This window comes from Ruegeria sp. AD6 (genome assembly GCF_056542325.1).
Map to the genome: position 1 here is coordinate 40066 of NZ_JBQFZQ010000002.1, position 22131 is coordinate 62196.

Here is a 22131-nt window from a genome sequence, read left to right on the forward strand (position 1 = left end):
ACTCAATAACTGGCGCGGCGATACTCTCTCGTTCGGTTGCCGCGCTTAGGCGCAATCCGTCAGCGGAGCCTGAGGGTCAATCCTCTTTATTTGCCTTGGTCACCTTTCCTTCAGCCCCAGCCATCGCGCGACAGTATTCAATAAAGAAGCTCCGAACCGGCATTGTTAAGACCGGAACGAATCCTTCTTCAAGGTTGTCCTCCGCTAGTTCTCTGATGGCCGCTCTCGCACTATCAAGGAAAGAATCAATCTCGCTATTCTTTATGTCGGCGGCTTGAGCCCAATCAAATTGAGTTCGTTTGGAGTTAACGTGAGCAACCACGTTATTGCGATATTTTGCGATTTTGCCTCTTAATGCAAAACAGGTTTCACAGTTTCTAATTACGTTTGAAGAGACGTTAAGTTCAGGGTCTTCAACTGCACTATGCAGCGAATAGGTCTTTTTGTTGGTATCAACGAGCGCGTAGCAAGATGTCATGAGACTCACGCTTAATAGGTTTCTCATATTGCAAAAGCCTAGGTAAGCTGGGTGCTGGCGATGCTTCTCTGGAACACCTGAAAAACGCTCATGACCAAGGAGATGTATCTGCCACGACGAGCGCGCATTGCTAGCGACTTCGTCGAGCAGAAGTATCTTTTCTTCAGCAGTCAACATAAGGGAGCCACGAAAACCTAATTCAGATGAGGTATGAACTATCGGGACTACTATTCAGAATGTAGCCGTCGACTCCAGTTCAGAATTTTTTGCAAGAAGACAGCCCTAAGTGACACTGGCTACACCATCGTCCCCAGCAAATCTCGGCAGTGAGGCAGCGCTATCGTTTGGCTGGACAGATAGCTCCCCCACAACGCTGCTACACAGAGATTGCGTCAGGGAAATTTTTATGTAATAAAATCAATACACTGAAGCACTTCGGACTGAGTTCAATTCTCTCCAGCAGCACCATCCCGCTTTTAGTGTTGTGCATTCCTAGCGAAGCCATGATTTCGCTGGCGGCAATGGTCGCTTCGGGCAATCCTTAGGCAAACCTACAGAATATGACCCTAGAACCGGGCGGTAAACTTGTCCTCAGGGTCCAGTTTTTGCACGAATAGCGATCATGTGGCCCTATCAGAAGATCCGCCATCTATTCAGTCGTTTGTCTCAAAACGGTATCATTTCTACCCCAATATGTTAGCGTTTTTGTATTCATTTCATTGAGGAGCACGCCATGCGTTTTGCGACTTTCAACATTGAGAACCTCGACGACGGCACATCAGAAAACAGCACCGCCGCCTTTAATGATCGCGTCAAAATCCTGCAGCCGATGCTGGAAAGACTGCGGGCAGATGTCATCTGTTTTCAGGAAGTTCACGGGCAGGATATGGACAGCGGCCCGCGGCAGCTTCGGGCGCTTGACACGTTGCTGACGGGCACCAGGTACGAGCAATTTACACTCTCTTCTACCACGCTGAAAAACAAACCCGATGTCGAAAGATACCGCAATCTGGTTGTTGCGTCTTCGCCCGACATGACCGTTGAAGAGGTTCGGGAGGTTCAGAACACGCTGGTAAATCCGCCGTCCTATTCGCGGGTCACGGCAACCGGCAATCCGGGTCCTTTGGACGTCAAATGGGAACGTCCGTCCCTTTATGTGCGGTTGAGGAAAGGTCAGGAGGATCCGATCCACATTCTGAACGTCCACTTCAAGTCGAAGATCCCCACTCCGATTCCGGGACAGGGGCCAACAAATTACAAATGGGCCAGCGCGGCGGGTTGGGCCGAAGGGTACTTCATTTCATCCATGAAACGGGTCGGTGCAGCACTGGAGGCGCGTTTGTTTGTCGACGGTATCTTCGAGAACGAGCCGAACGCCAAAATCCTGATCTGCGGCGATTTCAATGCCGAGCCCAACGACGTGCCGATCATGGCCATTCGCGGTACGACCGAGGACACTGGAAACCCCGCGTTGAATGACCGGGTCATGCACCCTGTCGCACTATCCGTTGCGCAAAGCCGCCGCTTTACCCTGTATCACCACGGAAAGCCCAACCTGCTGGACCATATGCTTGTGTCGCGCCGAATGATGGCAAGTTTTGTGAATGCCGAGATTCATAACGAACTTATCCACGACGAAAGCATCGCCTTCGCAACCGACAGCAAATTCCCAGAATCCGACCACGCACCCATGGTCGCCGAGTTTGACGAAAGCTCTTTCGGGATGTGGGCGGGTGATTGATGAAGGGCCGTTTTTGGCGAACTTAGCCGCGATCATCAGCGCCCGATTTCGCGTTTCATATCCAGCATCTGACCTCATCAAGGTTCAAATGTTAATCATTGTGGCAGAAACTAACGCACAAGTGACATGATCTCGCAATAGTTATGCCAATATCGATATATATCGACACCTAAGCCCACCGAACGGTTGACTAGTCAGATTTTTTAACGAGGGGGTATCTCGGCGGGTTCAGGGGGTGAGCACGCGATTGTCCGATTTTCGGATGATTGCTGTGCTCCCCCCGCCTTGCCGTTCTTAGTCTATCTTGTTTCTTTGCGAATGCGGCGTCACACCAAAGCTTGACCGGTACACGCGTGAGAAATGGCCGGGATTTTCAAAGCCACAGGCAATGGCGACCTCGGTGATTGAGGCTTCGGTTTGCAACAACAGCTTCTGTGCCCGCTCCAAACGCATCTCCATCAGGTATTTCTTGGGCGAGGTGTTGAGGTATTTGCCGAACAAACGCTCTAACTGGCGCGTCGAAATACCCAAGGTCTCGGCAATGTCGGATGGCGAGACCGGCGTTTCGATACTGCCCTGCATGATCTGGATTGCCTTGGCCAGATGTGCATTGCGCATCCCGTTGCGCGACTGAAGCGAGACGCGCTGTTTTGCGGTGGCGTTTCGGACGGCGTTATAGACCATCTGATCGGCCACCTCGATGGCCAGTTCCTCTCCGTGGTCGCGTTCGATCAGGTGCAGCATCAGGTCCGCCGTCGCCGTGCCGCCCGAGGCGGTGATGTGCTTTTCGTCAGCCACAAATACGCTGCGCACCAGGTTCACTTCGGGAAACGCCTCCATGAACGCGTCGTGATATTCCCAGTGAATTGCGGCCTGCATCCCGTCCAGAAAACCGGCCTCGGCCAGCAGCCACGCCCCGGAACACAACGCCCCAATTGGCGTCCCCCGCGCCCGTTCGCGCCTAAGAGTGGACAGCAACGGTCGCGTGACGTGATTGCGCATGTGAATGCCCGACAACACGAATAATTGGTCCGTTTTGGTCAGGTCATCCAAACCGCCATGCACCAAAGTCACCAGCTCGTTCGAGCACACCGCACGTTCGCCATCTTCGGACAGCAGGGTCCACTCATATAGCTTTTCATCGCTGACCAGATTGGCAATCCGCAACGGCTCGACCGCGCAGGAAAAGGCGAGGTGCGAAAACTCCTCGACCAGGATGAAGGTGATGTGCCGCGTTTGGCGCATGGTGTTTCCAGTTCAATTGGGCAGTTCGCGCCCGAGTCTTTCAGGAAGTGTCATGCTGCACGATTTTTTTCTGTATACAAGTTGTATTTTTTTCGAATACAGGTGGTGCACGGCGGCCGGATTTGTGATTCGTCCGCGCCAAGCCAGAGGGCCCTGATGAAAGACGATGCCAAGTCCCGCAAAACCGAACTGACCGAGCATCTGAAGGTCGCGATTCTGACGCTGCGCCTGCAACCCGGCACCGATCTGGATGAGGCGCATCTGTCCGATGCATTTGGCCTGTCCCGGACGCCGCTGCGCGAAGTGTTCAGGCAGTTGGCAGGCGAGGGCTATCTGGATCTGCGCGCCAATCGCAGTGCGCGGGTGTCCGAGATGTCTTACACCACATTGCGCGACTTCTTTCTGGCAGCCCCAATGATCTACGGCGCAATCCTGCGGCTAGCGGCGCAAAACGCCACGCACGCGCAGATGGACGCTTTGAAAGACGCCCAACACGCCTTTAAGGCAGCATTGCGGTCGGGGTCTGCCGAGGATCGCGCACTGGCCAACAACCGCTTTCATGACGTGACCGGAGAGATGTCAGGCAATGTCTACTTGCTGCCGTCGTTTAACCGGTTGCTGATCGATCACGCCCGGATCGGGATGACCTTTTACCGGCCTCAGACGGCCAAAATGTCCGAAAACCTGTCAGAAGCCAGCCGTCAGCACGACGCCATCATCGCCGCCATCGAGGCGGGCGATGAGGCGGCTGCTGCGCAGCTGGCTGAGGATCACTGGAACCTGTCACGCGATCAGATCGAGCTGTTCGTTATGCCCGACGCGCTGGATGTCCCGATGGGCGTCCCACTTTCGAAACCTGCATGAGGACGGAATGAACCCGATTTTCAGATTTGAGGGAATCTATACCCCGGTGGTCACGCCCTATCACGACGATGGACGCGTGAATTGGGACGCTCTGGCGCAGGTGATCGAATACCTGATTGAGAATGGCGTGCACGGCCTGATCTCGGGCGGGTCGACCGGTGAGAACTATGCGCAGACTGTCGAGGAACGGCTGGAACTGGCGCGGTTCACGCATGAGCAGTTGAAGGGCCGTCTGCCGTTGGTCGTAGGAACCGGGGCAATGCTGACACCGGATTCGATTGCCCTGGCCTCGGGCGCGCGTGAGATCGGTGCCGATGCCATCCTGCTGGCCAGCCCGCCCTATTCAGTGCCAACCGATCGCGAAAACGCACTGAACGCGCTGGCCATCGACAAAGCCGCTGACTTGCCTGTCATGCTGTATAACTACCCACACCGCACCGGCACGATGATGGGTGAGGAATTCCTCGACCGCGTGGGTCGCAGTCGCAACTTCTGCGGCATCAAGGAAAGCTCGGGGGATATCAACCGGGTGCATCTGCTGGCGCGCGACTATCCGCATATCCAGCTGGGCTGCGGCATGGACGATCAGGCGCTGGAGTTCTTTGCCTGGGGCGCACCGTTCTGGGTCTGCGGCGGGTCGAACTTCCTGCCTGCAGAGCATGTGGCCCTGTATCAGGCCTGCGTGATCGAGGGCAATTTCGCCAAGGGTCGCCGGATCATGTCCGCCATGATGCCGCTGATGCGGGTGCTGGAACAGGGCGGCAAATTCATCCAGACCATCAAACACGGTGTGACCATGAACGGGATCGACGCGGGCGCGATGCGGCCTCCGTTGAAAGGTCTGAACAAGGACGACAAGCGCGCGCTAGAACAGGTGACGCGCGTATTGAAAAAGACAATCGCAGATATCGTGGCGGAGGGCTAAGGCATGGGATTGCTTACTAAGGACGAATACAAATCCATCGCTGCCAATCTGGAACTGCCGACCGGAGCCTTCATTGATGGCGCATTCCGCCCGGCGATCTCGGGTGAGACATTCGGGACGGTGAACCCCGCCACCGGCGAAAAACTGGCCGAAATCGCCGCCTGCGGTGCGGCGGATGTGGATTTTGCTGTCGAAAAGGCGCGTGAGGCATTTGACGATGGCCGCTGGTCGAAACTGCATCCATCCGAGCGCAAGGACGTGCTGATCCGGCTGTGCAAGCTGATGACACGCAACGCGCGCGAACTGGCGGTGATGGAGAGCATCGACAGCGGCAAGACCATCTATGACTGCGAAACCGTGGACGTGCCCGAGACGATTCACTGCCTGAAATGGCACGCCGAGGCGATTGACAAGATTTACGATCAGGTCTCACCCGCCAGCGACGATCACATCGCCATGGTGGTGCGCGAACCCATCGGCGTTGTCGGGCTGGTGCTACCGTGGAACTTCCCCCTGCTGATGCTGGCGTGGAAGATCGGGCCTGCTCTGGCAGCAGGCTGTTCGGTCGTTGTCAAACCGGCAGCGGAAACCACGCTGACTGCTTTGCGTCTGGCCGAACTGGCGATGGAGGCCGGTCTGCCGCGCGGCGTGCTGAATATCGTGCCCGGTGGCGGGGCCGACGTCGGAGAACCGATTGGGCGGCATCCGGATATCGACATGGTGTCCTTCACCGGATCGACCGTCACCGGAAAGCGGTTCCTGACCTACTCTGCTGAAAGCAACGCCAAAGAGGTGGTGCTTGAGATGGGCGGAAAGAACCCCGCCATCGTGATGGAGGACGCCGAAAACCTGGATCGTGTGGCCGCGCATGTGGTGAACGGCGCGTTCTGGAATATGGGCGAGAACTGCTCGGCCTCGTCCCGCCTGATCGTGCATAAGGACGTGAAAGAGGAACTGCTGGAGCGCATCGCGCATCACGCCAAACAGTGGAATATCGGCGACCCGCTTGACCCGGAAACCCGTATGGGCGCGCTGGTCAGCGAAGGGCACTACAACAAAGTGTGCGGCTATCTGGATCAGGCCGAAAACGTGGTCATTGGAGGAAAAGCTGAGAGGGGCTTTGTCGAAGCCACTGTGGTCGAAGTGCCCGGCAATGACGCCACTCTGGCGCGCGAGGAAATCTTCGGCCCCGTTCTGTCGGTGATCGAAGTGTCGGGCTTTGATGAGGCCATCAAGCTTGCCAACGACACCGACTATGGCCTCTGCGCCTCGATCTTCACCGCCAACGCAAAGCGCGCCATTCGCGGCGCGCGGGCGATCCGGGCGGGTACCGTCACAGTCAACAGTTTTGGTGAGGGCGACATCACCACCCCGTTTGGCGGCTACAAGCAATCGGGTTTTGGTGGTCGCGACAACTCGGTCCATGCCCATGACCAGTACACTCAGTTGAAAACCATCTGGATCGATCTGGCCGATGACGCGGACGAGGCCGTGGATTGACACGGTTCAAGGCCAAAAGACTGCCCCGGCAGACCGGCCCGGCGGGATGGAATGCCATCCTGCCATCCCAGACGCCCCTGCCGGTGCTGGAACAGGACCAAAACGCCGACATCACCATTGTCGGTGGCGGGTTTGCCGGGCTCAGCACGGCGCGACGGCTGCACCAACTGGATCCGTCCCTGAAAATCGTTCTGCTGGAGGCGGCCCAATTCGCTGACAGCTCGGCAGGGCGGAACTCGGGGTTCATGATCGACCTGCCGCATGATCTGGCCTCGGACAATTACGCGGGCGAAGGGTTAGAGGCGGATCGCGCCGCCATCGCGCTGAACCGCAAGGCCATCGGTTTTGCGACCGAAGTGGCCGATGAGTGCGACCTGCCGCAGGAGATGTTCGACCCGTGCGGCAAGTACAACGCCGCCGCCACCAAGGCGGGTGACGCGCATAATCACGAATTTGCCGAGCATCTGACCAAACTGGGCGAGCCGCATACGCTTTATGATCAACAGCAGATGCAAGAGATTACGGGCAGCCCGCATTATACCTCGGGTCTTTATGCACCGGGAACGGTGATGATCCAGCCAGCAGCCTATATCCGGGCGCTGTCGGCCCGACTGGCGGAACAGATCGACGTGTTCGAGAACTCTCCGGTCACCGGTTTTGAAAAGCAAGGTGCAGGTTGGGTGGTCAACACCCCCAAGGCCAGGGTCAGCACCGGGCGGATCATTCTGGCCAATAACGGCCATCTTGAAAGCTTTGGGTTCTACCAGCGGCAGTTGATGCATATCTGCCTCTACGCCTCGATCACGGCCCCGCTGACCGAGGCGCAGATCAATACGCTAGGCGGGCAGTCGCGCTGGTCGGCAACGCCGGCCGATCCGATGGGCACCTCGGTCCGGCGCGTGTCGGGCAGCTATGGGGATCGCATCCTGATCCGCACCTGTTCCAGCTTTCACCCGAGCATCGAAACCAGCCCGATGCGGTTGCGCAACGCGGGCTGGGTGCATGACCGGAAGTTCACGGAACGCTTCCCGCATTTGCCTGATGTGAGGATGGAGCATCGCTGGGCCGGAATGCTCTGCCTCAGCCGCAATGGATCAGCCGCCTTTGGACAACTGGAGGACGGCATCTTTTCTGCCTGCTGCCAGAACGGCCTCGGCATCGCCCGCGGGACATTGCAAGGAATGGGCATTGCCGAGCTTGTGCTGCAGGGCGGTTCAGAAATCGCGGATCACTTTCTGGCGCAGCCGGACCTACCGCGCCTGCCGCCCGAGCCCTTCGCCTCGCTCGGGGCAAACAGCTATCTGATCTGGAAGGAATGGCGCTCGGGCAAGGAATAGCGCCGAAGGTCTCAGGGCAGGCTGAGCTTTGCCATTCGCCCACCATCAACGGTGTATATCTGCCCGGTGATGAATGCCGCATCCTCCGAGGCCAGAAACGCGACTAGCGCCGCAACTTCCTCGGGCCGTCCGGTCCGGGCGACAGGGTGGATATTTGCAATATCTCGGCGAAACGCATCGGGATCGGGCATCGCGTTGACGAAATCCTCGTTCAGGTCGGTGTCGATCCACCCCGGCGCGACCGCGTTGCAGCGGACGCCTTCGGCCCCGTGATCCACAGCAACAGCGCGGGTCAGGCTATGCAAACCGGCCTTGGACGCGCAATAGGCCGCGTGACCGGGATTGCTGCCCAAACCTTCGATCGATCCGGTATTTACGATGCAACCCCGCGTTTTGCGCAGATGCGGCAGCGCGGCTTTTATCATCAGGAAGGGCGCTGTCAGATTGACGGTCAGAGTGCGCTGCCAGTCCTCAAGGCTCATATCCTCGACCGAGGATTCCTGCATCATACCTGCGTTGTTGACCAGAACATCCAGACGCCCGGCCTTGGCGATAACGGCATCCACCACCCGCCGGGGACTATCCGGATCGGTAAAGTCCGCCGTGATCCATTCAAGCTCCGGGTCTGCCCCACGCTGCGCCGTAAACACGCGCGCGCCTTCGTGCCGCAGCCGTTCGGCAATGGCCCGACCAATCCCGCTGCGCCCGCCGGTGACAAGCGCGGTTTTGCCTTCAAATCGCGTCATGAGACCGGCTTGCCTCCGTTCACTTCAACCAATGTGCCGCAAACATAACGCGACGCGTCCGAGACAAGGAACATAATGACATCTGCGACATCCTCAGGCTCGGCTATGCGGCCCAGCGGTACGGTCTGGCCCAGCTCGGCCACGGCGGTGTCGGGGTCAAATCCCCGCTTTTCAAAGCCCGAGCGCAACATCGGCGTGTTCACCTCATTCGGGCAAACGGCATTGATGCGGATGCCCTGATGCGCATGATCCATCCCCATGCACTGCGTTAGCGACGCGATGGCCGCCTTGGTCATGCAATAGACCGCGTGGTTCGGCCCCGGACGCAGCCCCCAGCAAGAGGCTGTGTTGACGATGGCTCCACCGCCGCAATCGGCCATGATCGGAATCGCGGCCCGACAAATGCGAAACGGGGCTTCGACATTCACGCCCAATGACAAGGACCAATCGTCATCCGAGGTCTCGGTGACAGACCCGCGCGTAATAACGCCCGCATTGTTGAGAACGATATCCAGACCACCCAAAGCCGAAGCTGCCGCCTTGGGCAAAGCGTCCGCGTAATCGGGGTTCAGAAGATCACCTGGCAAATGCGCCTCGGCCTCGATCCCGTCCACATTGCGATCTGCCACGGCGACACGCGCACCGGCATCGCGCAAACGCTGCACCAGTGCGGTACCGATCCCACCTGCCGCGCCTGTCACAAGGGCTGCTTTTCCGTTCAAATCCATTCTGTCACCCAATCTAAAATGACGCGGCAGGCGCGCCGAACAGGCTTTCGTCAGGCATAACACCCAAGCCCGGCCCGGTTGGCAGGTCGATATGCCCGCCGTTGATCTGAATGCCGTTTTTTGGATCGTAATGCCCATCAATATAAGGCGCTGCGAGCCAGACGCCCTCCAACAAGTCCGGGCGCACAGTTGCCGCGATATGCGTGCAGGCGGCAGCGATGATATCCCCGCCCCAACTGTCATCGCAGGTATGCGGCAGGTTGCGCGCCGCGCAAATGTCACGGAAGGCGCGCATGGGGTGCAAACCGCCGACCCGAGTGAGTTTCATTCCGAACCCGTCCACCAGACCGGTTCCCGCAGCAGTGATAACGGTGTTCAGGCTGGTGCTGTTTTCGTCCATGTAGATCGGATGCTGAACCTGTGGCCGGATTTTCTGTAGATCCTCAATGGTGTTGCAGGGTTGTTCCATGATGAACGGGATCTCGGGGCATTCGCGACTGACCCGCAGCGCATCGCGGGTGGTCCAGCCCCGATTGCCATCGACCGCCAGCCTCATGCCCGAGCCCCGGATCACCTCCCACACTTTGCGGATCGTCTCGATATCCAGCTCGACCGGGCGCCCACCAACCTTGATCTGCAGGCGAGGATAGCCTTCGGCCAGCTTCTCACCCGCCAGCCGCGCGATGTCGTCCGGTGCCCCGACCCCGGTCGCGTAGTAGGAGGGCAATCTGCGGCTCACTGCGCCACCCAACAAATCAGCAACCGAAACGCCCAGCGCTTTGCCCAACAGATCATGCGCCGCAATATCCACCGCCGCCTTGGCGTAGTTATGCCCGTTCAACACCACATCCATCCGGCGATGCAGCGGCACCGGCAGCACCTCGGCCCCGATCAGGCCCGGTGCCATTGTGGCCAATGCGGCGCGGGCACCGGCGGCATGGGCTTCGGCATAGGTCGGACCGACCGGGCAGGTTTCCCCCCACCCCACCAGACCATTCTCGGCCACAAGTTTCACAAGGGTCGTGTCCAGCGCCCAAACTTCGGCATTTGCCATCGTGTAGGGGCCGTTTTTGACCGGCAGTTCGTGGCTGTAGATGTGAATTTCGGCGATCTTCATTTTGGCCTTCGGATCATGAACAAAAAAGGGCCCGCCTGTGCAGGGGCGGGCCAGTACGGGGAGTGTTCTTTAGTAGGTCTGGTTCAACTCATCGGCGGCCGGGATCTCTCGTTCCCGGCGGGCGATGTAGTCCAGCAGCTCTTCGTTCTTGGCGATGTCGAGCGTGGGTTCCTGATACTCGGCCAGCAGTTTGCGGGCGTGGGTCAACGCGCGTTCGGTTATTTCGACCTCACCTTCGGCCACCCATTGTTCGATCGAGTTGTTATCGAACATCTCTGGCATGAAGAACGCGGTTTGGAAATTGTCCTGCGTGTGGGGGTGGCCCAGATAATGCCCGCCAGGCCCGACCTCGGGGACGGCAGAGAGTGCTTCGTCGAAATCGCCCCATTTGGGCCCCTCGGCCATGCGGTAGGCCATCGCGCATTGCTCGGCATCGACAATGAACTTGGCAACCGAACAATGCATTCCGGCCTCGTTCCACCCGGCACTGTGCCAGATGTAGTTCGCCCCGGCATGCATCACCGCACTCAGCGTCGTCGCCGATTCATACCCTGCCTGTGCGTCAAAGGTTTTGGCCCCGCCCAATGTGTTCGAGGTGCGCCAAGGTACATCGTAATACCGCGCCATTTGACCGATCATGAAGTTCATGAGGCTGATCTCGGGCGTACCCGCCATCGGTGCGCCGGATTTCATCGACACTGTCGACAGGTAATGGCCATAGATCGCCGGAGCCCCTTTGCGGATGACCTGCGTATAGGCCAGCGCGCTCAGCGCCTCGGCGTTTAGCTGTGCGACCGTGGCGGGAACAGATGCAGGCGTATTGGCCCCACCCAAAACGAACGGAGAACACAAGACAGGCTGATTGCGGCGGCAAAAGGCCCGCATCGCGCCCAGCATCGTCTCGTCCCAGACCAGCGGTGAGTTTCCATTGCAATTGCCAGTGGTGACCGGGTGATCCTCAAGGAAATCCTCGCCAAACAGGATCGCGCACATCTCCATCACGTCTTCGGCGTTCTTGGGCGAGGTGGTCATGCCCATGAACGTCTTGTCCGAGTGTTTCATCGACGAATAGGTTATGCGCAGATGCCGCTGGCTGATCGGATGGTCATACGGTTCCACGATATGATGCGCCGAGGAATGCAGCGCGGGCATCATGTGGCTGAGTTTGTGAAACATCGCCAGATCGTCCAGCGTGGGGTTCCTGCGCACATCGTCCAGATCGCGCAGGAAGGGCGCGCCGGTCATCGGCACAAAGATCGAGTGTTTACCACCCAAACGTACATTCTTGTTAGGGTCGCGGGCGTGGTATGTGAAGTCAGACGGGATCGTCGCGATCAACTCGCGCACAAGGCCCCGATCCAGATAGACCAACTCACCTTCAACCTTGGCCCCTGCCCTCTTCCAGTCCTCCAGGGCAATCGGGTCACGGAACTGAACGCCGACGTTTTCAAGGATGTCCTTCGAGGCATTGTCGATGCGTTCAACTTGGTTGCCGTCCATAACCTCGCATAGCGGAATGCCCCGGGTCAGACCGGGCAACATGTCAAAATTCGGTGCGGTACGCAGTGCGCGGCGGGCCGAGCGCCCACCGGCGCGCGTTGTCGTACGGATGTTCACTTGGCAATCCTCCATCTTGCGTTTCACTATGGGGGATTCGCCGCGCTGTCACCTCTCTGATTGCGATATGTGCTTGCAGGAAGCGACACGAAAAACGCCGCCCCGTTCGGGCGGCGTTTGTTGTTTTCAAGGGATCGCAAACGGCGCTATTCAGCCGCCTGCGTAGACGAGGCCGCGTGCTTGTCGCGCTGCCCGTCGCGGAACAGGGCCTTGCCCAGCGCGACGCACATCAAGCCCATGACCATCGTGAAGGGCAACGCCCCGATGATCATCGCGTTGCGCAGTGCGTCCATCGGGTTGTTGTCCCCGGCTGCAAGGATCAGCGCGCCAATCACAGCGGTCAGGATAACGCCCCAGATGATGCGATGCTTGACGCCGGTTTCCTGACTGCCGCCCGACATGATGGTGTTCATCACCAGAATGCCCGAGTCCGCTGAGGTCACGAGGAAAGTCATGATCAGGATCACGCACATGACGTTCAGCATGGACAGCAGCCCACCGTCGATCATGTAAGACAGGGTCACGAACAGTTTGTTGGTGTTCGATGCCCCGATGATCGCACCTTCTGCGGCACCTGCCAGTTCCAGATCAATCGCCGTACCACCCAGAACCGTCATCCAGGCAAAGCAGACCAGTGCAGGTGCAAAGACACAGCCCAGAATGAACTCGCGCACCGAACGACCCTTGGAGATACGCGCAAGGAACAGGCCCACGAAGGGCGAGAACGCGATCCACCAGGCCCAGTAGAACGTGGTCCAACCGGCTTGCCATCCGAACTGACGGCCCTGCTCACCAGCAGCGTATGCAGCGGTCAGAGTGGCCTCGTCCAACTCGGCTGCGGCGCCTTCAAGGCCGCCTTTGAAGCCGTCAAAGCTGCCCCAGGCGTTGGTTGCGCCGCCGAACAAGTCGTTGGCGTGGGCCTGCGCCTCGGCAGGCAAGGCCGCTGCGAAAGATTCCGCAGACAACGGGCCATAGGCGCTGAAGCTGAGCGACAGGAAGTTCAGGATGTAATCGACCATCGCCGAACCATAGGTCGTCATGGCAAAGACGAACGACCCGAACACGACGAACGTTCCCAGCAGGATGATCGAAAGCACCAGATTGAGGTTCGACAGGTACTTAACCCCGCGCCCGACGCCCGAAACAGCCGAGATGATCGACAGGCACATGATGACCAGCAGACCTGCAATCAGACCCACTTTGCTGGGGGTTGGCACGTCTCCGCCCAGATCCATGACCCACTGCATGCCGGTGATGGCGTAGACCCCATCGATGAACTGGCTGACACCGTAGCCGATGGTCACCGAGACACCGAGGATCGTAGCCACGACGCCCAGCACATCAACCACATGACCCAGGAAGCCGTTCATCAGCCGACCGAACAAAGGCGTCAGCGCCGAGCGAATGGTAAGGGGCATGTTGCGCGTATAGGCGTAATAGGCCAGCGACAGGCCGGTCACCACGTAGATCGCCCAGGCGTGGAAGCCGTAGTGCAGATAGGTGAACCGGTAGGCCGATTGCAGCGCCTCGGGGCTGTTGCCTTCGACCGAGCCGGACACGACAACAGGGTTCGACCCCCACAGGCCCAGCGGTTCGGCGGTGGCAAACACCATCAGGCCAACGCCCAGACCGGCGCCGAACATCATCGAAAACCACGAGAAATTCGAGAATTCGGGCTTTTCACCCGGCGTGCCCATGATTCGCTTTCCGGTCGAGGGGATGATCGCGACAATCGCCAGAAAGAAAAAGAACAGGCCAACAATAATCACGTAAAAGCCATTGAAGCTTTCAAGCAGCCGACCGTTCCAGCTGCCCAATGTGCTGTTTGCGTTTGCCGGAAACACCAGCGCCCACAGCACCAAGGCCACCATGATGCCCTTGCTGATCAGCGCGATAGGCACGCTGTAATTTTCATAGAAACCGGCATCTGCCGTTTCTATCTCTAGATCCGTGAATGGTTCAGGTACCGACATAATTCTCCTCCGTGCTGTCGATCCGATTATCCGGAGAGCTTTTGCAAGCGCAGTGCCCTCTCATCTTGTTTTCTTCGTTAGTGCGCGTTTCGCGTCCGCATTCCTGTGATTGCGCGGGTGTCCTCGGTGGGCGCCGGTTTTGCGTCTTTTGCCGGGCTTTTCGCTTTTGGTCCTTTGCCTTGGTCAGCCAGCCTGACGGGCGCGGACATCTCGGGCCGGGCCCAAAACGCGTTGCTGACAACGTGTGGGACATGACATTTCTTAGGTCGGCTGTTTAAAGCGCCCTTCGCCACAGCGGCTCACTAAAACCGACCCGTTCGGGGGGGATTGACGACTCCAAATTCGCAAACATCAGAATTTGGCGCATTCTCAATGCATCAAATGCTGGCGTTCAACGATAAAAATTTTCATAGTCGCACGAGCAAGACTAACCCGAAGCCAGCCAGGTCCCTATGTCCCGTCGCCACTACAAACTGCCGCCCCTGACAACCCTGTCGGCTTTTGAGGCGGCCGCCCGCCATCTCAGCTTCAAAAACGCCGCCGAAGAGCTTTCGGTGACACCCGGCGCGGTCAGCCATCAGATCAAGGCGTTGGAGGCCTATCTGGAGGCACCGCTGTTTCAGCGCAAACACCGCAGCGTCGCCCTGACGGATGACGGCAAGGCCCTGTACGAGGCGCTGTCATCATCCTTCGGGCGCATCTCGAAATCACTTTCGACCATCCGGGATCGGTCATATGGCGGTAAGGTCACGGTCGGATCGACCACCTCAGTCGCGGCCTTGTGGCTGTCGCCATCTGTGATCCGGTTCTGGCGTGACATGCCCGAAGTAAGCATCGACCAGATCTCGCAGGATCGCCCGTTCAAGGATCGATCCGATCTGGACTTTTTTATCCGCTACGGGCGCGATGGTGATCCCAACTTGGATCACACGCCGCTGTTTCGGGATCACCTGATGCCGGTCGGCAGCCCCGAACTTGCCGAACAGTTGGCGGGCACCGGGCTAAGAACCCTTGCGCAACAGCGGCTGATACATCTTGATTCCGAAGACAACACTTGGACAACCTGGCCCGACTGGTTTCGTCAACTCGGCCATACAGACCGGATCACAATGGAAACGCGGGTCAACAGCTATTCGGTCGCATTGCAGATGGCCCGCAAGGGGGCGGGTCTGGCCCTGGGGTGGAAACGCTTGATTCAACCGATGCTGCAATCCGGCAAACTGGTGCCGATCGGATCACATTTTCTGGAAGCGCCGAACCAGTTTTACCTTGTCGGACGCCCGGATGAGGAATTGTCCGACGACGCCCGAGCCCTGAAAAATTGGATCATCGATGAGGTGCGCGATGGTTCGGTTTAGTTCAACTCATCCATTGATGAGCTTTTCTGATATTGATGTCCCCCCAACCTGTCCGCCAATAGGAAACTGAAAGGCAATTCCCAACCGCAGGAGAGTTCGATGAACAAGCACAGCCCGCTCTCGTCGGTTCTGACCGATGTGAACACAGCCAATGGTCTGCCGAATGAACATTACGTCGATCCGGCCATGTTCGCGGAAGAACGGAAATCTGTCCTGTACGCGAATTGGTCAGGCATCGGGTTCGGCAAGGACGTGCCTGAAATCGGTGATGCCAAGCCGGTCGATTTTCTGGGAATGCCGCTGCTTATCGTCCGGGATCGCGATGGCGAGGTTGGCGTGTTTCAAAACACCTGCCGCCACCGGGGCATGATCCTTGTGGACGCGCCAAAGAAAATCGGCGGGGCCATCCGCTGCCCCTATCACAGCTGGTGCTACAGCCTGAAGGGTGAGCTGCGTGCGACCCCTCATGTCGGCGGCCCCGGCCAGAACAAGCACGAAGACGTCAAGAACGAAGACCTCGGGCTGGTCCGTATCCGCTCGCATGTCTGGCGCGATGTGATCTTTGTGAATGTCGACGGCAATGCGCCCTCTTTCGAAGACGCCCACGGCGAGCTGCTGGAACGTTGGAAAGAGTTCGAAACCCCGCTGTTTCACGGCGGCGACGAATCCTCCTTCAAGCTGGAGGTGAAAACCAACTGGAAGCTGGCGGTCGAGAATTACTGCGAAAGCTATCACCTGCCCTGGGTGCATCCCGGCCTGAACAGCTATTCCCGGCTGGAGGACCACTACAATATCGAAAAGCGCGGGCATTACTCGGGTCAGGGCACGCTGGTCTACCGGCAACTGACAGATCAAGACGGTGCGACCCTGCCGGATTTCGAAGGCCTTAGCGACAAATGGGATGAGGGCGCGGAATATGTGGCGCTGTATCCCAACGTGCTGTTGGGCGTTCAGCGCGATCACAGCTTTGCCATCGTGCTGGAACCGGTGGATCAGGAAAACACCGTCGAGCATATCGAGCTCTACTATGCCAAAAGCGAGGCTGAGACACCCCAGCATGACGGTCTGCGGGCATCAAACGCGCAGCTTTGGAAAACCGTGTTCGAAGAGGATGTCTTTGTCGTCGAAGGGATGCAAAAGGGGCGTCACGGTATGCTGTTCGACGGTGGCCGCTTTTCACCCGCGATGGACGGCCCCACGCATAATTTCCACCATTGGGTCGCGACACAGATTGAAAATGGACGGTCAGAATAGGCCGTTGGGCATGGACAGGGCCGCGCTTGACGATTTGCTTCTTGCCGCGCACGCCGGCAACGATCACGCGGGCCTTGTCCGATACTACACCATGGCCGCAGATGAACGCGAGGAGGCAGGCGACATTGACGCCGCCTGTTTCTACCTGACCCACGCCTTTGTCTTTGCGCTGGAACACGGCGCACCCGAGGCGGATGAGCTGAACCTGCGACTGGTGCAACACGGGCGGGCCGATCGGCTGAACCTGTGACACGCACACGTGCCAATTGTTCACAGCGCAAGCACCCACTGATTTACTTTTATTCCCGATAACTTGCTTCTCAAAACCACACCCCTTCCTATCTTTGGGTTATCTCCATATGGTTGTGCCGGGAGGCAAGGTTTTGACGCAAAAGACACAGATGCTGATCGTCGGCGCGGGGTTCGCCGGGTTGACCATGGCGCTGGAGGCCCGAAAACGCGGCATTCGCGACATCATCATTCTTGAAAAGGCCGATGACATCGGCGGCACCTGGCGCGAGAACACCTATCCCGGTGTTGCCTGCGATGTGCCCTCGCACCTGTATTCCATGGCAACGCATCCGAATCCGGACTGGAGCCAGTCTTATGCGGGCGGTGCGGAAATACAGGCTTACCTGCAGAACGTCGCGCGGGATGAAGGACTGTACGATCTGTGCCAGTTCAACCAACGCCTGAAATTCGCCAGATGGGACGGGGATCACTGGCATGTCGAAAGCGAAAGCGGCCAGACCTGGACGGCACGGTTTCTGGTGTCCGCAATCGGCGCGCTGCATATTCCAAGCATTCCGGCCATTCCCGGCGCCGACAGCTTCCCCGGTCCCAGCTTCCATTCGGCGGAATGGGACCACGACATTGACATGACCGGCGCGAGCGTAGCTGTTGTCGGAACCGGGGCATCGGCCATTCAGTTTGTGCCCGAAATCGCAAAGACCGCGAAACAGGTGACGGTCTTCCAACGCAGCGCGCCCTATGTCCTGCCGCGCCCGGACGGTCCAATTGCGCCCTGGGTCCGGCGGCTGTACCGGCGCGTCCCCTTGCTGGCCCGGATCAGACGCGGGTTGATTTTCGCCTTTTTCGAGTTTCGCCACCGCGTGTTCCGGGGCGAAAAGCTCATGGTGGCGTATGCGATGAACATGTGGCGCAAATCGCTGCACGGTGCCATATCCGATCCGGCCGAGCGCGAGAAACTGACCCCGGACTATCAGATCGGTTGCAAGCGCATCCTCAGTTCCAACGACTGGTACCCCACCCTGACACGTGACAATGTTCACGTTATCCCGTCGGGCGTGGCATCCATCGACGGCGACAAGATACTTGCGACCGATGGGTCCGAGACGCAGGCCGACATTCTGGTCTGGGGCACCGGCTTTCACGTCACCGACATTGCCGAACGTCTGGACATTACCGGCCTGGACGGGTTGACGCTGAGGCAGGCGTGGTCGGACGGGATGCAGGCCAATCTGGGCACCGCCGTCGCGGGTTTCCCGAATTTCTTCATTCTGCTCGGGCCACATACCGGGCTTGGCCACAACTCGGTCGTGCTGATGATCGAAGCGCAGGTCAGCCATATTGGCGAAGTGCTGAGCGCGATGGCGGATCAAGGGCTGGACGCCATCACGCCGCATGCCGAGAAACAAGAGGCGTTCACCAAAGAAATGCAGGACCGCCACGCAGACGGTGTCTGGAAATCCGGCGGTTGCACGTCCTGGTATCTGGATGCCAAGGGGCGCAACACGACGCTGTGGCCCGGAACCGTCGCAGAATTCCAAAAGCGTATGGCCCGGTCAGGAATGGAACACTACGGGCCCGCGCCTGACGCGGCAGGAGATTGATGAGATGACAATTGTGCTGATCCTAATCGCCCTTTTAGCGGCCGTCCTGCTGGTCATGCACCTCTGGACCCGGCATCTGACCAACGAGGGGTTCAAAACTGTTCCGCAGTTGGGGCAGATCGTTCCTGTCACCGGGGGCAGCATTCACTATGTTGAAAAAGGCAACCCCGAGGCGCAGACCATTGTCATGATCCATGGACTGGCGGGGCAGTTGCAGCATTTCACCTATGCTTTGGTCGACGCGCTGGCCGATGAATATCACGTCATCGCCCTGGATCGCCCCGGATGTGGCTACTCGACCCGCGAAGCGCCCGAGGTCGGGCGGCTGCCGGAACAGGCCCGGATGATCAACGAATTTCTTGAAGTCAAAGGCATATCCGACGCGGTGCTGGTGGGGCATTCCCTGGGCGGCGCGCTGTCACTGGCCATCGCGCTGGATTACCCGAACCGGGTGGCAGCCCTTGCCCTGCTGGCACCCCTGACCCACAAGATGCCCGCACCGCCAGTGATCTTCAAATCGCTGGAAATCCGTTCGGAATGGATACGCAATCTGGTGGGCAACACGCTGGCGGTTCCGATTGCCGCCAAAACGGCCCCCCATTCCCTGCATTTCGCCTTTGACCCGGAACCGGTGCCGGACGATTTTCTAAGCCGCGCAGGCGGCGCATTGGGGTTAAGACCGTCAGCCTTCGTCACCGCCTCGCAGGATCTTGTCGGCGTGGATGACAGCATCGCAGCCCAAAGCGCCCGCTACCCCGAACTGCGAACCCCGGGCGGCGTGTTCTACGGCGCGCAGGACACGATCCTGTCTCCGGCGCTGCACGGACCTCCGATGACGGAGTTTGGGTTGTTCTACGAAGAGGTTGACGGTTTGGGCCACATGACGCCGATCACGGTTCCGGACCAGTGCGCAGATTTCATCCGCAGGGTCATTCAATCCGCTGCGGACACATCGAATTCCGGCAGGGACGAAAACTCGCAAACGATCTGAAAGAATCCGCTGTGATCCGGTCTTTTCCCCCTTGACCCTCCCCAGCGGCTCCCTTAAATCGCCTCTCACTCATGGCGGAGTAGCTCAGTTGGTTAGAGCAGCGGAATCATAATCCGCGTGTCGGGGGTTCAAGTCCCTCCTCCGCTACCAAAATTCCCGACAACAGATGGTTTGAATGTCCCCTTGGCGGGCTCATTGGGCGTTGAGCGCTGGGATTGTTGCTAAAGCCCCGACAGGTCCACCAGTGGCGTGGCGCGGGTGACGTCGAATGTGTGTAGCCCATCAGACCGCTCGACACTGACCTGAAACTTCTGAGTTGCTTCGAACCGATCAAAATAGGCGAATTCGATTGTGTTCAGCGCCTCGATGCTCTGACATTGGATCACGTAATCGGCCTGAAACTCGGACAATTCGGGGGTCTCGGATGGGCTTGTTTCGGTTCCGATCGCCTGAGTTGGCTCGCCTTGCGTATCAGATGTCAGGGCCACATTGGCCGAAGCAGTAAAACACCCGGCTTCTTTCGGAAGTACGAACAACTCCAATGGTTTAGACAGGTCCGAAATTGCCACCGCAACCATGGCGCGGTCCTCATCCGAGGCGGCAGGCCGCTCGAACTCGACAATATCCGCGCTGGGAACTGCCAGAGACAGTGCAAACTCGGCACCCGAAAATTGAATGGCTAACCGTCCGGTCCCACGTTCAGGCTGGCTTTCCAGCTGCGTTGCCTGGGCCGTGACAGCCGCCGGCAAAAGGGACAATGCCAAAACCGCGCATTTCATTAACCAAGTACCACCAAAATAGAATCACACCGATCAGTTTAGCCCGAATCCCCTGTTGCGCAACGCAAGCCCGGCGTTCAGGCCTCGCCAGATATGGGGAATAAGCGGGTGATTGCTACCTTGCCCGGCTTTATTTCCGACTATAAAACTCAGGTTGACAAATCTGACTTATTCACTCAGTTATTGATGCATAACTCCATGTGGCCACTCGCCCACTTAGCCGTTTCTGACAGGAAAGACTGAAACCTCATGACCAGATTATTGACCGCTGCCAGCGCTTTGACACTTTGTGCCGCAACCACCGCTTTGGCCGGTGATGCGCCCGCAAAAGCCGATGTTCTGAACACCTATGCCGACATCGCCGAAGCCAAATATGACGACAGCCTGATCGCGGCAAAATCGCTGCAAGCAGCCGTTAACGCTTTGATCACCGATCCGTCGGATGCCACGCTGAACGCCGCCCGTGCGGCCTGGCTGGCGGCGCGTGTTCCCTATCAGCAGACCGAGGTCTATCGCTTTGGGAATGCCATCGTCGATGACTGGGAAGGCAAGGTGAACGCATGGCCGCTGGACGAGGGGCTGATCGACTATGTTGACGCCTCTTACGGTGGGCCCAGCGACGAAAACGAGTTCGCCGTTCTGAACGTCATCGCCAACCCCAGCTTTGATCTGTCGGGTAGCACTGTTGACGCGTCCCGGATCACGCCGGAGCTGCTGGCCGACACGCTGCACGAGGCCGATGGGGTCGAGGCAAACGTCGCCACCGGCTACCACGCCATCGAGTTCCTTTTGTGGGGTCAGGACCTGAACGGCCACGGCCCGGGCGCGGGCAACCGTCCGGCCACCGACTATGCGCAGGGCGATGACTGCACCAACGGCAACTGCGACCGCCGCGCGCAATATCTGAGCGCTGCCACCGATCTGCTGGTCGGCGATCTGGAATGGATGGCGGCACAGTGGGCCGAAGGTGGAGCAGCCCGCGCCGCTCTGACCCAGAACGAAGACGCTGGCATCAGTGCAATCCTGACCGGCATGGGTTCGCTGTCATATGGGGAAACCGCAGGTGAACGCATGCGATTGGGCGTGATGTTGAACGATCCCGAAGAAGAGCATTCGTGCTTTGCCGACAACACCCATAACGACCACTACTATAACGGAGTTGGCATCCAGAACGTCTATCTGGGCAGCTATACCCGTATCGACGGTACTCCGGTTAACGGCGCGTCGCTGTCGGAACTGGTGATCGCAAGCGACCCTGCGCTGGACGCGGAAATGAAAACCAAGCTGGCAAACACGATGCTGGCGCTTGGCGTGATGAAATCGACCGCCGAGGCCGGATTTGCCTATGACCAGATGCTGGAACGCGGCAATGCCGGTGGCGAGGCGCTGATCACGGGCGGCGTCAACGGCCTGATCGACCAGACCAAGACCATCGAACGCATCGTCACAGCGCTTGAGCTTGAAAACATCGAGTTCGAAGGTTCGGACAGCCTGGACAACCCCGACGCGGTTTTCCACTAAACGGCCCCCTCGGTCGGAAACGGGGTGACACCTCGGTTCCGACCGGTCTGGTTACGAAGACGTATGAAAGCGCGCTGGACCTGAAACAAATAACTTACTATTTA

General features: G+C 58.5%; 19 protein-coding genes and 1 tRNA gene. 12 read left to right on the top strand and 8 right to left on the bottom strand.

The window, feature by feature from the left end:
• Positions 1 to 76: 76 nt before the first annotated feature.
• Positions 77 to 655 carry a hypothetical protein gene (locus ACR0KJ_RS07120; protein ID WP_480626304.1) on the bottom strand — a complete coding sequence of 193 codons (579 nt, stop codon included), beginning with the start codon at positions 653 to 655 and terminating at the stop codon, positions 77 to 79.
• Between the two features lie 556 nt (positions 656 to 1211).
• Between ACR0KJ_RS07120 and ACR0KJ_RS07125 the strand changes: the two genes are divergently transcribed.
• Positions 1212 to 2219 (top strand): endonuclease/exonuclease/phosphatase family protein, encoded by a 1008-nt coding sequence (locus tag ACR0KJ_RS07125; protein WP_170452441.1) that lies wholly within the window; start codon positions 1212 to 1214, stop codon positions 2217 to 2219.
• 294 nt (positions 2220 to 2513) lie between these two features.
• On the opposite strand, the gene ACR0KJ_RS07130 is transcribed toward ACR0KJ_RS07125, so the two are convergent.
• Complete coding sequence (locus ACR0KJ_RS07130) at positions 2514 to 3464, bottom strand: GlxA family transcriptional regulator (protein WP_170452443.1); 951 nt, start codon at positions 3462 to 3464, stop codon at positions 2514 to 2516.
• A gap of 156 nt (positions 3465 to 3620) precedes the next feature.
• Here ACR0KJ_RS07130 and ACR0KJ_RS07135 point away from each other — a divergent pair, with 156 nt between their 5' ends.
• The 4 genes from ACR0KJ_RS07135 to ACR0KJ_RS07150 are packed head-to-tail and all read left to right on the top strand — an operon-like array spanning position 3621 to position 8090.
• Positions 3621 to 4328: a GntR family transcriptional regulator gene (locus tag ACR0KJ_RS07135; protein ID WP_480626305.1), complete on the top strand. Its 708-nt coding sequence runs from the start codon at positions 3621 to 3623 to the stop codon at positions 4326 to 4328.
• Between the two features lie 7 nt (positions 4329 to 4335).
• Entirely contained in the window at positions 4336 to 5253 is a 918-nt protein-coding gene (locus tag ACR0KJ_RS07140) for a dihydrodipicolinate synthase family protein (RefSeq protein WP_170622983.1), read from the top strand.
• 3 nt (positions 5254 to 5256) lie between these two features.
• Positions 5257 to 6753 (top strand): aldehyde dehydrogenase, encoded by a 1497-nt coding sequence (locus tag ACR0KJ_RS07145; protein WP_480626306.1) that lies wholly within the window; start codon positions 5257 to 5259, stop codon positions 6751 to 6753.
• Positions 6750 to 8090, top strand: coding sequence for an NAD(P)/FAD-dependent oxidoreductase (locus ACR0KJ_RS07150; protein ID WP_170452450.1), 1341 nt, complete (start codon positions 6750 to 6752; stop codon positions 8088 to 8090). The genes ACR0KJ_RS07145 and ACR0KJ_RS07150 overlap by 4 nt, the downstream gene beginning before the upstream one ends.
• 11 nt (positions 8091 to 8101) lie before the next feature.
• Here ACR0KJ_RS07150 and ACR0KJ_RS07155 read toward each other — a convergent pair whose 3' ends face one another.
• The 5 genes from ACR0KJ_RS07155 to ACR0KJ_RS07175 all read right to left on the bottom strand — a co-directional run bounded on the left by ACR0KJ_RS07155 (position 8102) and on the right by ACR0KJ_RS07175 (position 14271).
• Positions 8102 to 8836: an SDR family NAD(P)-dependent oxidoreductase gene (locus ACR0KJ_RS07155; protein ID WP_480626307.1), complete on the bottom strand. Its 735-nt coding sequence runs from the start codon at positions 8834 to 8836 to the stop codon at positions 8102 to 8104.
• Positions 8833 to 9564, bottom strand: a complete 732-nt coding sequence (locus tag ACR0KJ_RS07160; protein WP_170452454.1) for an SDR family oxidoreductase — start codon at positions 9562 to 9564, stop codon at positions 8833 to 8835. The genes ACR0KJ_RS07155 and ACR0KJ_RS07160 overlap by 4 nt, the downstream gene beginning before the upstream one ends.
• A gap of 13 nt (positions 9565 to 9577) precedes the next feature.
• Entirely contained in the window at positions 9578 to 10681 is a 1104-nt protein-coding gene (locus tag ACR0KJ_RS07165) for a mandelate racemase/muconate lactonizing enzyme family protein (RefSeq protein ID WP_170452456.1), read from the bottom strand.
• A gap of 69 nt (positions 10682 to 10750) precedes the next feature.
• Positions 10751 to 12298, bottom strand: a complete 1548-nt coding sequence (locus tag ACR0KJ_RS07170; protein WP_480626308.1) for a trimethylamine methyltransferase family protein — start codon at positions 12296 to 12298, stop codon at positions 10751 to 10753.
• A gap of 146 nt (positions 12299 to 12444) precedes the next feature.
• Complete coding sequence (locus ACR0KJ_RS07175; RefSeq protein WP_480626309.1) at positions 12445 to 14271, bottom strand: BCCT family transporter; 1827 nt, start codon at positions 14269 to 14271, stop codon at positions 12445 to 12447.
• Positions 14272 to 14723: 452 nt separating this feature from the next.
• Between ACR0KJ_RS07175 and ACR0KJ_RS07180 the strand changes: the two genes are divergently transcribed.
• The 6 genes from ACR0KJ_RS07180 to ACR0KJ_RS07205 all read left to right on the top strand — a co-directional run bounded on the left by ACR0KJ_RS07180 (position 14724) and on the right by ACR0KJ_RS07205 (position 19877).
• Positions 14724 to 15629, top strand: coding sequence for a LysR substrate-binding domain-containing protein (locus ACR0KJ_RS07180; protein WP_480626310.1), 906 nt, complete (start codon positions 14724 to 14726; stop codon positions 15627 to 15629).
• A 99-nt stretch (positions 15630 to 15728) separates the two neighbouring features.
• Positions 15729 to 16883, top strand: coding sequence for an aromatic ring-hydroxylating oxygenase subunit alpha (locus ACR0KJ_RS07185; RefSeq protein ID WP_170452462.1), 1155 nt, complete (start codon positions 15729 to 15731; stop codon positions 16881 to 16883).
• Between the two features lie 10 nt (positions 16884 to 16893).
• Entirely contained in the window at positions 16894 to 17133 is a 240-nt protein-coding gene (locus ACR0KJ_RS07190; protein WP_170632158.1) for a hypothetical protein, read from the top strand.
• Positions 17134 to 17266: 133 nt separating this feature from the next.
• Positions 17267 to 18736 carry a flavin-containing monooxygenase gene (locus ACR0KJ_RS07195; RefSeq protein WP_170452464.1) on the top strand — a complete coding sequence of 490 codons (1470 nt, stop codon included), beginning with the start codon at positions 17267 to 17269 and terminating at the stop codon, positions 18734 to 18736.
• Positions 18737 to 18740: 4 nt separating this feature from the next.
• The gene (locus ACR0KJ_RS07200) at positions 18741 to 19727 is read left to right on the top strand and encodes an alpha/beta fold hydrolase (protein WP_480626311.1); all 987 of its coding nucleotides are present in this window, start codon (positions 18741 to 18743) and stop codon (positions 19725 to 19727) included.
• A 73-nt stretch (positions 19728 to 19800) separates the two neighbouring features.
• A tRNA-Met gene (locus ACR0KJ_RS07205) sits at positions 19801 to 19877 on the top strand.
• 71 nt (positions 19878 to 19948) lie between these two features.
• Here ACR0KJ_RS07205 and ACR0KJ_RS07210 read toward each other — a convergent pair.
• Positions 19949 to 20485: a ZrgA family zinc uptake protein gene (locus ACR0KJ_RS07210; protein WP_480626312.1), complete on the bottom strand. Its 537-nt coding sequence runs from the start codon at positions 20483 to 20485 to the stop codon at positions 19949 to 19951.
• Positions 20486 to 20755: 270 nt separating this feature from the next.
• On the opposite strand from ACR0KJ_RS07210, the gene ACR0KJ_RS07215 reads away from it, so the two are divergent.
• Positions 20756 to 22027, top strand: a complete 1272-nt coding sequence (locus ACR0KJ_RS07215; protein ID WP_480626313.1) for an imelysin family protein — start codon at positions 20756 to 20758, stop codon at positions 22025 to 22027.
• The last annotated feature ends 104 nt before the right edge of the window (positions 22028 to 22131 follow it).

Bases quoted from the DNA above. Each gene is read 5' to 3' on its own strand.
- ACR0KJ_RS07120 (WP_480626304.1), bottom strand. From the start codon at position 655: ATGTTGACTGCTGAAGAAAAGATACTTCTGCTCGACGAAGTCGCTAGC.
- ACR0KJ_RS07125 (WP_170452441.1), top strand. From the start codon at position 1,212: ATGCGTTTTGCGACTTTCAACATTGAGAACCTCGACGACGGCACATCA.
- ACR0KJ_RS07130 (WP_170452443.1), bottom strand. From the start codon at position 3,464: ATGCGCCAAACGCGGCACATCACCTTCATCCTGGTCGAGGAGTTTTCG.
- ACR0KJ_RS07135 (WP_480626305.1), top strand. From the start codon at position 3,621: ATGAAAGACGATGCCAAGTCCCGCAAAACCGAACTGACCGAGCATCTG.
- ACR0KJ_RS07140 (WP_170622983.1), top strand. From the start codon at position 4,336: ATGAACCCGATTTTCAGATTTGAGGGAATCTATACCCCGGTGGTCACG.
- ACR0KJ_RS07145 (WP_480626306.1), top strand. From the start codon at position 5,257: ATGGGATTGCTTACTAAGGACGAATACAAATCCATCGCTGCCAATCTG.
- ACR0KJ_RS07155 (WP_480626307.1), bottom strand. From the start codon at position 8,836: ATGACGCGATTTGAAGGCAAAACCGCGCTTGTCACCGGCGGGCGCAGC.
- ACR0KJ_RS07160 (WP_170452454.1), bottom strand. From the start codon at position 9,564: ATGGATTTGAACGGAAAAGCAGCCCTTGTGACAGGCGCGGCAGGTGGG.
- ACR0KJ_RS07165 (WP_170452456.1), bottom strand. From the start codon at position 10,681: ATGAAGATCGCCGAAATTCACATCTACAGCCACGAACTGCCGGTCAAA.
- ACR0KJ_RS07175 (WP_480626309.1), bottom strand. From the start codon at position 14,271: ATGTCGGTACCTGAACCATTCACGGATCTAGAGATAGAAACGGCAGAT.
- ACR0KJ_RS07180 (WP_480626310.1), top strand. From the start codon at position 14,724: ATGTCCCGTCGCCACTACAAACTGCCGCCCCTGACAACCCTGTCGGCT.
- ACR0KJ_RS07185 (WP_170452462.1), top strand. From the start codon at position 15,729: ATGAACAAGCACAGCCCGCTCTCGTCGGTTCTGACCGATGTGAACACA.
- ACR0KJ_RS07190 (WP_170632158.1), top strand. From the start codon at position 16,894: ATGGACAGGGCCGCGCTTGACGATTTGCTTCTTGCCGCGCACGCCGGC.
- ACR0KJ_RS07200 (WP_480626311.1), top strand. From the start codon at position 18,741: ATGACAATTGTGCTGATCCTAATCGCCCTTTTAGCGGCCGTCCTGCTG.
- ACR0KJ_RS07215 (WP_480626313.1), top strand. From the start codon at position 20,756: ATGACCAGATTATTGACCGCTGCCAGCGCTTTGACACTTTGTGCCGCA.